Genomic DNA, 14,769 nt, shown 5'->3' on the forward strand with positions numbered 1-14,769 from the left:
GGAACGGCCATGCAATGGAAAAAAAGCGGATTGATACTAATAACAGTGTTAATGGCAATCGTTATGGCGGCGTGTTCAAGTGATGGAGAGAAAAATACGACAACTTCAGGTACTACGGATGGTCAAACGGCAGCAGATGTTCCACAGGAAATTGTTGTACGTGTCAATGATGATCCAGATTTTTTAGATCCACATAAAGCGACAGCGTCCATTTCGTATCAAATGATTCTTAATATCTTTGAGGGGCTAATGGCTCCTGAAACAGATGGCTCGTTAAAAGAGGGACTTGCTGAAAGCTATGAAATCTCTGAGGATGGCTTAACGTATACGTTTAAAATTCGCCAAGGTGTGAAGTTTCATAATGGTGATGACTTAACGATGGAGGATATTCAATATTCCTTTGACCGTTTAATGGGAAAAAATGGTGGGGAAAAAATGTCCAATAGCTTTGATAACGTGGCATCTACAGAGGCACCTGATGCGAGTACATTTGTGATCAAGCTAAAAGAGCCAAATTCAAATTTCCTCTATTCATTAACAGGAAGACAATCAGCTATTATTCCGAAGAGCAATGATGGGAAGCATAATGAAAATCCAATTGGTACAGGCCCATTTGCCTTTGTGAAATATGCACCAGGTACAAATTTAGAGCTTAAGAAAAATGAGCAGTACTGGCAGGAAGGATTACCTTATTTGAATAAAGTAACGTTTGCCTTCCAATCAGATGATCAGGCAGCCATTATGAGCTTGATGGCCAATGAAGTTGATTTAACGAGTGTTCCTTGGCACCGTGTGAGCGAGGTAGAGGGAAGCTTTAATTTATCACATCAAAATAATAACTCATCTCTTATTGTGACATTCAACGAAACAAAGGCACCATTTGATAATGTGAAGGTTCGTCAAGCAATCAATTACGCTATTAGTAAAGCTGATATTATTGACTCTGTGTTTGCAGGCTATGCCGTGCCACTTGGCTCTAATATGAGTCCAGCAATGGGCGATTTCCAAAAGAAGGGCTTAGAAAGCATGTATGAGCGAGATGTGGAAAAAGCGAAGGCCTTATTAGCGGAAGCGGGATATCCTGATGGCTTTAAAACAAAAATTACAGTGTCTTCACACAATGATATTTACTCAAACATTGCACAAATTGTCGTGGCTAATTTGCAAGAAATCGGAATTGATGTAGAAATTGAAGTCGTGGAATGGGGAATTTGGCTAGATCGCGTTTACTTTGGTCGTGATTATGCAATGACAACGATTGATTTAACGGGTCGTGCATCTGCTTTTGAAGTGTTGAATGATTACATTTCCACAAATGATAGTGAAAACTTTTTCTTATTTAAAAATGAAGAATACGACAAAATTATGGCCGATGTTTTAAAGGAAACAGATCAAGCCAAACAAATAGATTACTATCATCGTGCACAGGAAATTTTAGCAGAGCAGGCGACAGCGGTATATATTGCGGATTATCAAATCGTTTGGGGCTCTGATAAACAAGTGACGGGGCTGAAGAGCTATCCATTCTGGTTCCACGATATGTCAGAGGTCAAGTTTTCAAACTAGAAAGGGATGAGTGCTTATGATGTATATCCTACGTCGAATCATCCTGTTAATAACAACCATCCTTCTAGTATCCATTATTACATTTGGTGTTTTTCAAATATTACCTGGTGATCCGGTTCGTACGATGCTAGGGACAGAAGCGGATCCCACTCAAATTGAAAATTTACGATCTGAGCTTGGCTTGGATCGTCCTCTTTATGAACAATATGTGGATTGGATGAAGGGCTTATTGACAGGGCAATTAGGGAATTCCATTCGATTTTCCATGCCAGTAAAAGAATTACTATTTGATCGACTTCCTGTCACCATGTCATTAGCAGGGCTCACCCTTATCATTGTCTTAATCATCTCCTTACCTTTAGGGATGTTTGCAGCAAGAAGACAAAATAAATTAAGTGATGTGTCCTTATCGACTGTAACCCAAATCGGTATGGCCGTGCCTTCCTTTTGGCTTGGGATGATGCTTATTCTTTACATTGGCTTACAGTTCAGCTTCTTTAAAATTAGTGGCTATATTCCTTGGACACAAAGTGTAGCAGGGGCGCTCAGTACGCTCATACTTCCAGCTTTAACGATTGCGATTCCCCAAATTGCGGTGAATTTTCGTTATGTCCGTACAGCTATATTGGAGCAGGTCCAGCTCGATTATGTCCGCACAATACGCAGTAAAGGGATGTCTGAACAAAATGTGATGTATAAGCATGTTTTGAAAAATTCAATGATCCCGATATTGACGGTTTTTGGTTTGATTATGGCGGAGGTTGTAGCAGGGACGATTATTGTGGAGCAAGTGTTTTCATTGCCAGGGATCGGTCAATTATTGATTACGGCTATCAGTAATCGCGATTTTCCACTCGTACAAGGGATCGTTATGTATATTACAGTAGCTGTCGTCATGATTAATTTTATCGTCGATGTTTTATATTCTGTGTTGGACCCTAGAATTCGATTACGTTAAGAGGTGACTACCATGAAACAACTACAGCGCTATACTAAAAAAATCAATTTAGTCATTGGTCTCCTCGTCATTGTTGGCTTTCTGCTCGTCATGCTTGTTAGCTTTTTTTATACACCCCATGATGTCAACGCGATGAATATACCGGAAAAATTGCGTGGTCCAGGTGGTGCTTATATGTTTGGAACAGATGAATTCGGGCGAGATATTTTTAGCCGCATTATGAAGGGGACACAAACAGCCTTTGCCGTTGGTCTATTAACGGTTGCAATCGGAACGGTGTTTGGCATTCTCATAGGCGGGATTGCAGGCTATGTTGGTGGCTGGGTCGATGAAATATTTATGCGCACGATGGACGCTTTAATGGCCTTTCCAGGGATCATTTTAGCATTAATGCTTGTAGCGGTATTCGGCCCAGGAATAACGAATACAGCGATAGCGCTTGGCATTATCGCGATACCTGCTATTGCCAGGATTGCCCGCAGTGGCTTTGTGCAACAACGTGACTCGGAATATGTGCTGGCAGCGAAATTAATTGGGGTTAAGCCTTATAGCATCATGTTCCGCCATATTTTGCCGAACATTTCATCGCAAATTATTGTTGCGGCAACCGTAACATTTGCGACGGCTATGCTGGCCGAGGCAGCATTGAGCTATTTAGGGCTTGGGGTACAGCCACCAAACCCTAGCTGGGGCAGAATGTTAAAAGATTCACAAGCCTATTTAATCGGTGCCCCATGGTATACGTACGCCCCTGGTGGAGCCATTACGATTCTTGTTCTAGGCTTATATATGCTCAGTAATGCTTTACGAGATTTTATGGACCCACGTTCAAAATCGTAATAGATCAGGTGCTGTTTTTTGCAACAGTTCATATGCCTTAACAGCCATTTCAATATTGAGGCGATGGGGAGCTTGTAAAAAATCAGCACCTAATATACTTTCTAGCCGTTCAATTCGTTTATAGAGTGTTTGACGGACAATAAACAGTTGTTCTGCCGTATCATTTTTAGCCCCGTTACAGGTCAGATACACAGCTAATGTTTGAAATAAATCATGGCTACTTTTTTGATCTAATACTAAAATTTCTTGCAAGTAATCTTTTACAAATTGTAGGAGAGCTGTTTGATCCTGCTGTAATAACAATCGATAAACACCTAAATCCTTATAATAGATGGAGCTCGTCAATTGATGATGCTGCATTTGGATGGCTGATTTGGCTTCCTTATAGCCCAGATGAACACTTTCAATCGTTTGATAGACATTGCTAATACCACAGCTAAGGGTAAGTTGCTCAAAAAATTGTGCTGCTTTTCGTGCAACAATCTGTGAAATCGCTTGATCAAAGGCGTCGCGATTGTCTTTCATATAATCTGCCGCAATGTAAAAGGCTAAAATAATAATCTCATGCTGTCTTACAGAAACAGTAGGGAAAAACCCTAGCTTTTTCAGAATCGAACGAACATACATGGCATTTTGGAGCTGTATTTCCTGCCATTCTTCTTCAGGCACAGTATTGGCCTCATCATGTAGATTGAACACGACGACTCGGTAAAATAAATTACGACTTTCGATTGGTAAATAGCTTTGATAGTATTGAATATCTACTGGCTGACCTTGAATTAAGGCTAGGATAAATTCATCCTCACGGCTTTGCTGTCGCTCCTGAAGCATACGGTTACGCATTAAAATATGGGCTATCGACATGGTCGCCCGTTCAAGATTTAACAAGGTGTAATCACTCGGCTTTGGCAGTCCAGAATGCATACATAAATAGCCCCAAACTTGTCCAAGCCCATTAACAGGAATAATGACAAAATGGTCTTTATCCAAGGACAAAAGGTGCAAGGGCTCTTGTAGTTCTAACTGCTGACAATGCTCTTCCATGACACGTAAGTATTTTTTAGCTTCCATCGGATAATAAAAGCTTTTTGTATCTTCTGAGACAAATAAAAATGGCGCATCTGTATCTTGGTGGAGCACTTGTAATATTTTTAAAATACCATTGGGCATTAATGATAATTCCATAAAAGTTTTGGATAGTGTATCTAGCTGTGTAAGTGCCTGTTGGTGTTGATTAATTATGTACGTGTGCAAATCTTGCGTAATATCAATAAATCGTACAATTTCTTCAAAGATAATGATAGGGAAATGATGGGCATTTGCCATGGCAATCAATTCTACGGGAACATGGTCAAAATAGTCTCCAATTTCTATACAAAGACCAGCTGCCTCATTACGAATAAGGTTTTGTAAGTAGGCGATTTGTGTTTCTCGTTCTAGCTGTAAACCGACACCGGTGGTTAAAATTAATTCACCACCATTGATTAATGTGTCAAAATCTTTAATTTCTAATATATGTGTCCACAATACTTGTCGATCAAGGCCATGCTGCCCTGCGATAAGCTTCGCCGATTCAAAATGCTTGCGCTTGAGGACATCACGTACGAGTAGAGGATGTTTCGACATCAATTAGCACCTGCCCTTCGAATGTACAATGTCTATTTCATTATGTTGGAGAAATCAGAAAATTTCAATATTAACTAGCTTAATAGGGAAAATGGTGATAGACAAAAAGACACCGATGATAGACGATTGGAGGTCATGATATGGAGCGAAATGATCAGTTTACACATACTTTACAACAAAAAGATCATGAAAATGTTTGGCATCACATGTCCATGCACAACGACAAAGCACCGCCCATTATTGAACAGGGAGAAGGGGCATGGATTACAGATAGTTTAGGCAATCGCTTTTTAGATGGCATGTCAGGCTTATGGGCAGTGAATGTAGGGTATGGGCGTGAGCGTCTTGCTAAGGTTGCGTATGAGCAGCTGAAAAAGCTCTGCTATGCTCCCCTAACACAAAGCCATGAACCTGCCATCAGACTCGCTGAAAAAATTAACAGCTTACTAGATGATGACTATATGATGTTTTATTCCAATAGTGGCTCAGATGCGAATGAGGTGGCGTTTAAGTTAATACGTCAATACCATCAACAAAATGGGGAAGGGAACCGCTACAAAATCATTGCTCGCTATCGGGGCTATCATGGCAGTTCACTTGGGGCCTTAGCTGCTACAGGTCAGGCATTACGTAAATTTAAGTACGAGCCGTTGACACCAGGCTTCTTACATGTTGCTCCACCTGATCACTATCGTCGTCCAAAAGGGCAGTCCATTGAGGCATACAGCTTAGCACTTGCCCGAGAAATGGAAGAAAAGATTATTTGGGAGCAAAAAGAAACGATTGCGGCTGTGATTATGGAGCCACTCATCACTGGTGGAGGAGTGCTTATTCCACATCCTACTTATGTCAAAGAGGTGGAGCGTATTTGTAGAAAGCATGGGGTATTACTCATCATGGATGAAGTCATATGTGGTTTTGGAAGGACAGGGAAGTTATTTGGCCATCAGCATTTCGACATTCGACCAGATGTCATTACGATGGCGAAAGGATTAACGAGTGCCTACCTACCTTTATCCATAACAGCGATACGCAAAGACATTTATGAAAAATTTAAAGAGACAGACGGCTATAGTCATTTCCGCCATATTAATACATTTGGCGGCAATCCGGCAGCTTGTGCAGTGGCCTTAGAAAATATAAAAATCCTGGAAGAAGAAGGACTTGTGCAACGAGCAAGAGATTTAGGAATTCAATTCCTACATGATTTGCAAGACTTATTAGAGCTGCCCTTCGTTGGCGATATACGTGGGCTTGGGTTACTCATTGGCATCGAGCTGGTCGAAGATAAACAATCTCAAACACCTGCCAAGCCGGAGCTTGTAGCGAAAATTATGGCTGATTGTCAAGCAAATGGCTTAATTGTTGGAAGAAATGGTGATACAGTCGAAGGTTTCAATAATATCATTACGTTAAGTCCACCGCTTTGCTGTACAGACGAGGACTTTGACTTTATGGTTGCTGTATTAAAAAGAGTATTCGCAGCCAATGTCTAGCTTAAGGCGATTCCAAGTGTGCGATAAACCACATGGGATCGCCTTTAATACTGTCGTTTATGCCCTTTCTTTACCTCTTCCCAGTCAATTTCAATGTTATGCAACACACGTGTTAGTAGACTGTGAATGCTGTCCATCTCCTCATTGGAAAATCCCTCAAGCGCACGAGCATTGGAATATTCGCCCTCCCGTTTTAAAAAAGGATAGATGTCCATGCTTTTGGCTGTTGGAAAGAGTAATTTATTTTTCTTATTGCCTTGTTCAATCCGTTTTTCAATAAAGCCTTTGGTCTCCAATTTTTGAATAGCCCGTGAAGCCGTTGTACGATCCACCTTCAATAGCTCTGCGACCTTTTCTTGAATAATACCAGGATTTTCACAAATACGGATGACATATAAATATTGCCCCTTCGTCAAATCCAATTCCTTAAATTCAATATTGCTAATTGAGTCCAATGCCCGTGCAATGGCACCTATTTCACGTAAGATTTCTTTCATGTTCGATCCTCCTGAGATTTTTATTGTAATTGCAATAAAAATCGTTCTATACTAATACTATCATCTTCGAAGTGAAATTGCACCTAGGGAAGATGATAAGGCAGGAGAAACTAGGAGGATTAGTTTATGCGTATAAAAAAAGTAACAACTGAAGCGGAATTACAAACAGCGTTCGATTTTCGACGAAACGTTTTTATTGAAGAGCAGCAAGTGCCTGAGGAAGAAGAGTATGATGAATTTGATGCGCTAGATGCTCCATGCGACCATATTTTGGTGTATTACAATGAGCAACCTGTTGGAACAGGTAGACTTCGAGTTGTGGAGGGCTATGGCAAATTAGAGCGTATTTGTATATTGGAAGAATACCGCAAATTTGGCCTTGGCAAGGAGATTATTGTGGGCCTAGAGCAAATTGCACGAGATAAAGGACTAACAAAAGCAAAATTAAATGCCCAGTCCTATGCGGAGGGTTTTTATGAAAAATTAGGCTATCAGCGTGAAGGCGAAGAATTTATGGATTGTGGCATTCCCCATATTCTAATGAAAAAATACTGGTAATGGATGAAATCACCGTTTTTCACTAACGTTCCAGATTGGCGGAATACTTTGTAACTTTTCAATTGTTGCTTGGGTCTACTGCTAAAAAGGGGGGATGTTGTTGAAGAAATGGATATTCCTTTGTGCCATGTGTTTGTTGCTGACTGCTTGCGGTAGTCAAGTCATAATCGAATGGGTCGATTTAATCAAATGGGATGGTAAACAATATGAAGCTGTTTATGAAGTAGCGTTAGCCGATCGTTCATTCATTGATAAGGAAATAGGGGAAGTTAATTTTAAAGTGGCTGATCAGATCAAAAGGACCTCCTATCGTTTTAAGGATGGCGATGCAGCCTTTCATGAGAAAGGAACGAAGCTTTATGCGATAAAGGGTCTTGACGATGCCATTGCGGTAGAGGATCAGTCGGTGATTAATGGCTATCGAATTTATATGGTAAGAGATGAGGCTCCGCCACGACGGCATTTTGATCAGGTTCCATTAGCACAAGTGAAGAAAATAGAATTTTACACATTCTCTCTGGAAGAAGGCAATCGAAAAACGGCTAGCTATACAGACCCGTCTGACATGGAAGCTATACAGTCGATTTTAGCCAACAGTAAACTAGCCCCATCCTTTGAACCAAATGGTGATACAAGTCGTTATGATGTACTCCTTTATACAGACGAAGCCATTGCTTTTCAATATGGCATCCAATTTGATGGCACTACTTATTTTTGGTTTCCTTCAGAAAAAGCGATTTTATCGAATGATATACAGCAGTTTATTGCGAAAGATTAGCGTACTTCTCTAAAGAGGCAGTATAACTCCTTACTACTTTTTATAATGATTCAGGCGATAAGGAAGATTAACACTATAGCAAAATGCTCCAATTAAAGAAAGCTGCCCAATCTAATTAGGCAGCTTTCATTTATTTTTCCTTTACAACTGTACCAGCAAAGCTGTCATGAGGAAGACGTTGTCCATGCTGTTGCTCAAAGGCTTGGCGATCTTTTAGATAATCAAACGTACTGATGGTGTCTCGATAAGCCATGCGTTTCATAATTTGCCCTTCTGATAATGGACGACCATCTTCATTTTCAAGTGTTAATCCCATTGCTTTGTAGCCAATGGTTTGTCCATTTTTACGAAGTTGTGCATATTCTAGTGCCCACAATACGACAGTTGGCGTAACAAGTGCATGAACAGCCTCATTTTTCACTTTTTTTCGTAGGAAGTGTTCAACACCAAACGTGACAGCCGTTGAAATAGCTGTATCGATTAAAAATGCTGCTGTGCGTTTTTTTGTTATCGATTCCATATAAGTCCTCCTTTAATTGACCTGTCACTAGTACATACGAACAATAAGGACAAAAAGTTTCGATTTACTCTAGATTCAGATCTAACGATAGTACAGGATAGGAGGGAATCGCCCCATGCTTGGTTGTCGAAATGCCTGCATAACGGTTTGCAAAAGATAGCAGTGACATCGCATGCTGCTCGCAATAGGCCACCACATGATCCACCGATAGTCCATGATGAAGATATTGGCTTAAAATAGCGCCTATAAATGCATCACCAGCCCCAGTTGTATCAACGGTTTGTACCTTATCAGCAGGAGCCTTCACATGATGCTTCTTCGTATATAAAGTAGCCCCAGCAGCGCCATGTGTAATGATGATGATGGCTACATGCTCCCGGAATAATATTTGGACAGCTTCTTGTTCATCTTCTAGTGCAGTTAAAAACAATAGCTCTTCCTCTGAAAGCTTGACAATATGGGCTTTAGGTAAGAAGGCTAAAATGGTTTCACGACACGCAGCTTCATCCTGCCATAAAGGAAGGCGCACATTCGGATCAAAGGATACGAGGCTCCCTGCTCGATGTGCCTGCTCAATAAAGGCAAGATGTGCTTGCTTCATAGGACTCTCCACAAGATTAACAGAGCAAAAGTGAACGATATCTTGCGCTGTTAATAGCTGTGAGGGGAGGTATTCCTGTTTGTACAAGAGATCTGCAGCATGTCGGCGATAAAATTGAAAATCTCGATCGCCATGTTCGTTTAATGAAACAAAGGCAAGACTTGTCTCGGCATCCGTTGTTTGACGAATAAACTGCGTATCTACACCTGCTTGCTGCAACGTTTTAATCAGGAAATCACCAAAGGCATCCTGACCTACTTGTGTGAGAAGAGTTGCCTGTTGACCTAGCTTTGCACAGACAGCGGCTACATTGGCAGGGGCTCCTCCTGCATGTTTAGTAAAATGCTCGATATTGGCAAGGGAGCCGCGTTGCTGTGTCGGTGTAAAGTCAATTAATAATTCCCCAATTGTGAAGAGCTTGCCCATTATGAGACCTCCTGTGGTAGCCGCTTTTTCTTCGGAACATAAATCGTATAAAAAATACCAGCAAATATGAGAAGGATCCCCATCGTTTGCATAAAGCTTGGCATAAAATCAAGCAGTAGCATATCTAGTAAAATGGCGACAACAGGGTCGACGAAAACTAATACGGATACAAGAATGGTAGAAAGACTGCGTATACTATCAAAAAATAAATAGTAAACAAATCCTGTATGAATAAAGCCTGTGCCAAGTATATAAAACCAATTGCTTGTCGTTAATCCATCAAACAGCGAGAAGTCGATAAAAGGAAGTAGTATCACGATTCCAACCGTTGTTTGAATATAGGTTAACGCATAGGAGCTAAGCTTCGTAATGGTTTTGCTTGTTAGCATGGTGAGGGCATAAAATACTGCTGACAGTAATGCCCAGACAAAGCCCGATTGCATAAACTCTGATAACGACACAAAATTATTGAGACCAATGATAAAAATACTACCGATAAAGCAAGTGATTGTTGCTACAAGTGCCTGAATGGTCATTTTTTCCTTCAAAAAAACAGCGCCTAAAATTAACACAAATATAGGGGCTAAATTATAGATGGAAATGGCAATTGAAATGGACATTTCTTCAAAAGCTTTAAATAAAAATACCCAGTTTAACACAATAAAGACACCGCAAATAAGTGTTTGGAGAATTTCTTTCTTATCCCAAACCTCTGTTTTATGTCCACCCGTGATGAGCCACATGCCACCTAGAAAGAGGGTTGCGCAAATGCATCTAACAAAGACAAGCTCTGTAGCGGGAATACCAGTATGAACGGTAAAAAAGCCGATGGAACCAAACAGCGCCATGGAGACTGTTAGTTTAATGATTGCTGAGATGTTCATACGAAACCTTCCTTCTATTTTTTATTAAACTATTAAGTAAGTAATCCATCTATTCACGAGTTTGGCCGTTGCCATGAATAACATATTTTGTTGATGTTAATGCAGGCAAGCCCATTGGCCCACGGGCATGTAGCTTTTGCGTACTAATGCCGATTTCTGCTCCATAGCCAAATTCAAAGCCGTCCGTGAAGCGGGTAGAGGCATTATGATACACTGCTGCTGCATCGACATTGTTTAAAAACGTCTCGGCAGTTAATTGATCTTCTGTAATGATGGCCTCTGAATGATTCGTCCCAAAGTAATGAATATGCTCAATAGCTTCATAGACATTCTCTACCAATTTAACACTTATTTTTAAGTCAAGGTATTCTGTCGCATAATCATCCTCCGTAGCTGGAAGGGCAGCTTCAAAACGCTGACATACTTGGTCATCACCGATGATCGTTACGCCTGCGTTGTGAAGGGACGTTAAAAGCTGGCCACCGTGTTCTTTAAACCAAGCAGGGTGAATGAGTAAGCTTTCTGCTGCATTACAAACAGAAGGACGCTGTGTTTTAGCATTCAGACAGATTTTTTCTGCTTTTATGTAATCCGCCATTTGATCCACGTAAATGTGACAGTTGCCCGCACCTGTTTCGAGTACAGGGACAGTCGCTTCATTGACAACTAAATCAATCAGGGCTTTGCCACCACGAGGAATGAGTACATCTAAGTACTCTTTTAAATGAAATAGTTCTTTAGCTGTTTCGCGGCTGGTATCCTCAATTAATTGCACAGCATCGGTAGGGATGGATGTTTTAGCAAGTGCGCGATGAATACTTGCGACAAGAGCGATATTTGAATACTTAGCGGAGGAGCTTCCGCGCAAAATGACTGCATTGCCCGTTTTCAGAGAAAGTGTCGCTGCATCGACTGTGACATTTGGTCGAGCCTCATAGATCATACCGATGACACCAAGTGGCACGATTCTTTTTTCAATGCGTAGACCGTTGTCTTTATCAATACGTTCAACAATTGTGCCTACTGGATCGTTTAAGGAGATGAGTAAATGAATGGCATCTGTCATTGCCGCTATACGCTCTTCATTGAGCATAATGCGATCCAACGTAGAAGCAGGCATGCCTTGTTGCTCACCCTGTGCCAAATCCTTGGCATTTTCAGCCATGATGTCATGCTGATCGATTAATAGCTGTTCAGCAATTTTTTTCAGTGCTTCATTTTTTTCGCAGGTCGTTTTAATATTTAACACGTAGCTTGCGGCCTTAGCGCGTTGTCCTTTTTCTTGAATTTCATTTGTCATTTGTCATTCCTCCTTAATTTGTTTGAATTTTCAGCCACTTATCTCGGTGAATCACCTCAATAGGGCATTTCGACAATGTATCTGTCCGTTTTCCCATGGCAGAGATAAGCTCTTGGGAGGAGTACAGCACTTCGCCACGTCCTAATAAGTCCTTCTCACTATAGACTTCTACAACATCACCATTGACAAAATCACCCTCAACACGATAGACGCCAGCAGGTAATAGGCTTTTGCCATTGTCCATTAAAGCTTGTTCAGCGCCACTATCTATAAAAATTTTACCAGAAACTTCCGTAAGTGCAATCCACTGTTTATGATTTGTTAACACGGCAAGCTCATCATGCTCCACATACGTGCCATCACCATGTCCTGTTAAAATATCGACGAGCTTCTGTGCACCATGACCTGTTCCAATAAATACCTTCACTCCTGCACGTAGCGCTGTTCGTGCTGCCAGTAGCTTAGAGGCCATGCCACCCGTGCCAACCTTTGACCCTGTACCATCTGCAAAGCTTAACAGCTCATCCGTAATGGCTGTTAACCGATCAATGCGCTCTGCCTCTGGATTTTTATTGGGATTGGCATTATAAAGGCCATTGATATCAGTTAAAATGATGAGCTGATCGGCATGGACAAGCCCACTTACGAGTGCGGACAGCATATCATTATCACCAAAGGTTAACTCACTAATAGACACAGTATCATTTTCATTAATAATCGGTAGCATTGATCGTTCTAATAATTCCTCGAAAGTGGCATAGGCATTTTTATAGCATTCTTTTTTAGAAAAATCCGTGCGTGTCAGTAAAATCTGGGCAGGCATGATATCGTAAATACTAAATAAAGCACTGTACGTTTGAATGAGTAGGCTCTGTCCTACAGCAGCAGCTGCCTGCTTTCCTTTCACCGTCACAGGACGAGCAGGGTAGCCAAGTTGTTTAAAGCCCGCCGCTACGGCACCTGACGAGACAAGTAAAACTTCATGTCCCAGTTTTTTTAATTCGGCAATTGCCTGTACATGGTCCATTAAGCGAACTTTATCGATTTCACCTTTTGCGTTCGTTAAAGAGCTACTGCCAATTTTAACAACGATCCTTTTTCTCTCCATTTCACTACCTCCATCATTACTGAATCAAAAAAAGCCTTCTCATCCTAAAAATTAGGACGAAAAGACTTGCCTTCCGTGGTACCACCTACATTGAATATCATGCGACATTCCACTTTTCTCATAACGCTAGAGACTGCGCCTAGTTTGGCTAGGACGATTCACGAAGTAGGTTTCATCAGTCTTTCTTGTACAATGCCTTGCAGCCGATGGGCATCGCTCTCTTTTCAAGCAGTGGCTAACTACTGATCTTCGTTCGTTTTCTCATCTATTGACTAAAGGATGCACTACTTCTATTAGTCTGTCAAGCTGAATGGATAAATTACTTGAAAGTTTTGATAAATTAAGAAAGGGATGCACTAAAATGATGAAGAGGCAACCTAATCGATTATTTAAACCACCAAATCGCGATGAAAAGGGGAAGCATAGCCAACACAATGACAAAGAAGCTCCAAATGACTTGTTTCCCAGAGGACATATTTTTTGGTTTGATGCTCATTTGTTCATAAAGCTGGTTAATGGCTCGTTGCTCTTTCGCATAAAGCATTGCTTGAAATTCTTCATAATCTTGAATATAGCTAGATGGGGCACGTGGACTGAAGCGTAAATTTCGAATGGAATCCGTAATCTCTTTGTCTGCCATCCAATACGTGATGACAGGAGCTAAACCAGCGTTCTGGGTGGCCTTCACCTCAATGTCATGGGATTTCATTTTATAGTACACCTGTCCATGCTCATCCTCATATTGCGAAACAATATCACTTACTGCCATTATCAATCACCTCTTATGGAAGTTATCTATTTTATCATGAGTTTCTACTATTATAATGGATTAGGGGAGAAAAGTATCGCTTGAACGAGCATAATTTGTGAAACGAAAATTCAAAAAAAGTTTTGGATAAAGTCATAAACTTACATCTAGTGTGAACAACGTCATGTAGTATAATGTAAATAGTTTTTTAAAAGAAGTTGAAGGAAGGGAAAGTTTTGGAAATCTCAACGTTATTTGCGTTTTTAGGGGCTGCGATTATTTTAACCATTATGCCAGGGCCCGATAATTTATTTGTGCTTGCCCAAAGTATTACACAGGATAAAAAAGCGGGTATTGCGACATCACTTGGATTATGCACGGGCCTACTTGTTCATATTAGTGCAGCAGTACTCGGTATTTCTGCGATTATTTATCAATCGACTATTATTTTTTCAATCGTTAAATTTGCAGGAGCAGCGTATTTATTATATTTAGCTTGGCAATCTTTTCGTGCTAAGGGAGACCCGTTTACGTTGCAACAGCAAAATACGCAAGCTTATATTAAATTATATAAAAAAGGAATATTAATGAATATTTTAAATCCTAAAGTATCGTTATTTTTCCTAGCGCTGTTACCACAGTTTGTCAATCCATCGCAAGGACATGTGGCGTTTCAAATGCTTATTTTGGGTATTGTATTTTTAATACAAGCACTTGTATTATTTTCATTGTTTAGTATATTTGCAGGGAAAGTTAGACAAGTCATTATCGGGAAACCTGCGATTGCTAAGCGATTGAATACGGTTCAAGGTATCTTATTTACATTTATTGGAATACAAATTGCTATCAGCAAACAGTAGGGA

The 14,769-nt window shown here is 40.6% G+C and carries 15 protein-coding genes; 7 read left to right on the plus strand and 8 right to left on the minus strand.

What is annotated here, in order from left to right; genetic code table 11:
• The first annotated feature begins 9 nt into the window (after nt 1-9).
• From MHB65_RS09010 to MHB65_RS09020, 3 genes are read left to right on the plus strand one after another with little or no spacing between them, the layout of a single operon-like run.
• On the plus strand, nt 10-1,566 hold the full coding sequence (locus MHB65_RS09010; RefSeq protein ID WP_342443178.1) for an ABC transporter substrate-binding protein: 1,557 nt from the start codon (nt 10-12) through the stop codon (nt 1,564-1,566).
• 16 nt (nt 1,567-1,582) lie between these two features.
• Nucleotides 1,583-2,524: an ABC transporter permease gene (locus MHB65_RS09015; RefSeq protein WP_009374228.1), complete on the plus strand. Its 942-nt coding sequence runs from the start codon at nt 1,583-1,585 to the stop codon at nt 2,522-2,524.
• A gap of 12 nt (nt 2,525-2,536) precedes the next feature.
• Entirely contained in the window at nt 2,537-3,364 is an 828-nt protein-coding gene (locus MHB65_RS09020; RefSeq protein ID WP_205442624.1) for an ABC transporter permease, read from the plus strand.
• On the opposite strand, the gene MHB65_RS09025 is transcribed toward MHB65_RS09020, so the two are convergent.
• Entirely contained in the window at nt 3,353-4,990 is a 1,638-nt protein-coding gene (locus MHB65_RS09025; RefSeq protein ID WP_342443179.1) for a PucR family transcriptional regulator ligand-binding domain-containing protein, read from the minus strand. The genes MHB65_RS09020 and MHB65_RS09025 overlap by 12 nt on opposite strands.
• Nucleotides 4,991-5,130: 140 nt before the next feature.
• Here MHB65_RS09025 and MHB65_RS09030 point away from each other — a divergent pair, with 140 nt between their 5' ends.
• Complete coding sequence (locus MHB65_RS09030) at nt 5,131-6,486, plus strand: aspartate aminotransferase family protein (protein WP_342443180.1); 1,356 nt, start codon at nt 5,131-5,133, stop codon at nt 6,484-6,486.
• A 44-nt stretch (nt 6,487-6,530) separates the two neighbouring features.
• On the opposite strand, the gene MHB65_RS09035 is transcribed toward MHB65_RS09030, so the two are convergent.
• Entirely contained in the window at nt 6,531-6,983 is a 453-nt protein-coding gene (locus MHB65_RS09035; RefSeq protein WP_205442628.1) for a MarR family transcriptional regulator, read from the minus strand.
• Nucleotides 6,984-7,109: 126 nt separating this feature from the next.
• On the opposite strand from MHB65_RS09035, the gene MHB65_RS09040 reads away from it, so the two are divergent.
• Entirely contained in the window at nt 7,110-7,541 is a 432-nt protein-coding gene (locus MHB65_RS09040) for a GNAT family N-acetyltransferase (protein WP_342443181.1), read from the plus strand.
• Between the two features lie 94 nt (nt 7,542-7,635).
• Nucleotides 7,636-8,319 carry a hypothetical protein gene (locus MHB65_RS09045; RefSeq protein WP_342443182.1) on the plus strand — a complete coding sequence of 228 codons (684 nt, stop codon included), beginning with the start codon at nt 7,636-7,638 and terminating at the stop codon, nt 8,317-8,319.
• Nucleotides 8,320-8,449: 130 nt separating this feature from the next.
• Here MHB65_RS09045 and MHB65_RS09050 read toward each other — a convergent pair whose 3' ends face one another.
• The 6 genes from MHB65_RS09050 to MHB65_RS09075 all read right to left on the minus strand — a co-directional run bounded on the left by MHB65_RS09050 (nt 8,450) and on the right by MHB65_RS09075 (nt 13,927).
• Nucleotides 8,450-8,839 (minus strand): RDD family protein, encoded by a 390-nt coding sequence (locus MHB65_RS09050; RefSeq protein ID WP_342443183.1) that lies wholly within the window; start codon nt 8,837-8,839, stop codon nt 8,450-8,452.
• A gap of 64 nt (nt 8,840-8,903) precedes the next feature.
• Complete coding sequence (locus MHB65_RS09055) at nt 8,904-9,866, minus strand: carbohydrate kinase (RefSeq protein WP_342443184.1); 963 nt, start codon at nt 9,864-9,866, stop codon at nt 8,904-8,906.
• Nucleotides 9,866-10,750, minus strand: coding sequence for a DMT family transporter (locus MHB65_RS09060; RefSeq protein ID WP_342443185.1), 885 nt, complete (start codon nt 10,748-10,750; stop codon nt 9,866-9,868). Before MHB65_RS09060 ends, MHB65_RS09055 begins: the two co-directional genes overlap by 1 nt.
• A 49-nt stretch (nt 10,751-10,799) precedes the next feature.
• On the minus strand, nt 10,800-12,050 hold the full coding sequence (locus tag MHB65_RS09065) for a glutamate-5-semialdehyde dehydrogenase (protein ID WP_342443186.1): 1,251 nt from the start codon (nt 12,048-12,050) through the stop codon (nt 10,800-10,802).
• Nucleotides 12,051-12,063: 13 nt separating this feature from the next.
• Nucleotides 12,064-13,158: a glutamate 5-kinase gene (gene proB / locus MHB65_RS09070; protein WP_205442636.1), complete on the minus strand. Its 1,095-nt coding sequence runs from the start codon at nt 13,156-13,158 to the stop codon at nt 12,064-12,066.
• Between the two features lie 385 nt (nt 13,159-13,543).
• Nucleotides 13,544-13,927, minus strand: coding sequence for a sodium:proton antiporter (locus MHB65_RS09075; protein ID WP_205442637.1), 384 nt, complete (start codon nt 13,925-13,927; stop codon nt 13,544-13,546).
• A gap of 215 nt (nt 13,928-14,142) precedes the next feature.
• Here MHB65_RS09075 and MHB65_RS09080 point away from each other — a divergent pair, with 215 nt between their 5' ends.
• A complete protein-coding gene (locus MHB65_RS09080; RefSeq protein WP_205442639.1) occupies nt 14,143-14,766 on the plus strand; it encodes a LysE family translocator in 624 nt (207 codons plus the stop codon).
• Nucleotides 14,767-14,769: the final 3 nt, after the last annotated feature.

The sequence above is a fragment of the Lysinibacillus sp. FSL K6-0075 genome (genome assembly GCF_038592945.1).
Lineage (GTDB): Bacteria > Bacillota > Bacilli > Bacillales_A > Planococcaceae > Lysinibacillus > Lysinibacillus fusiformis_F.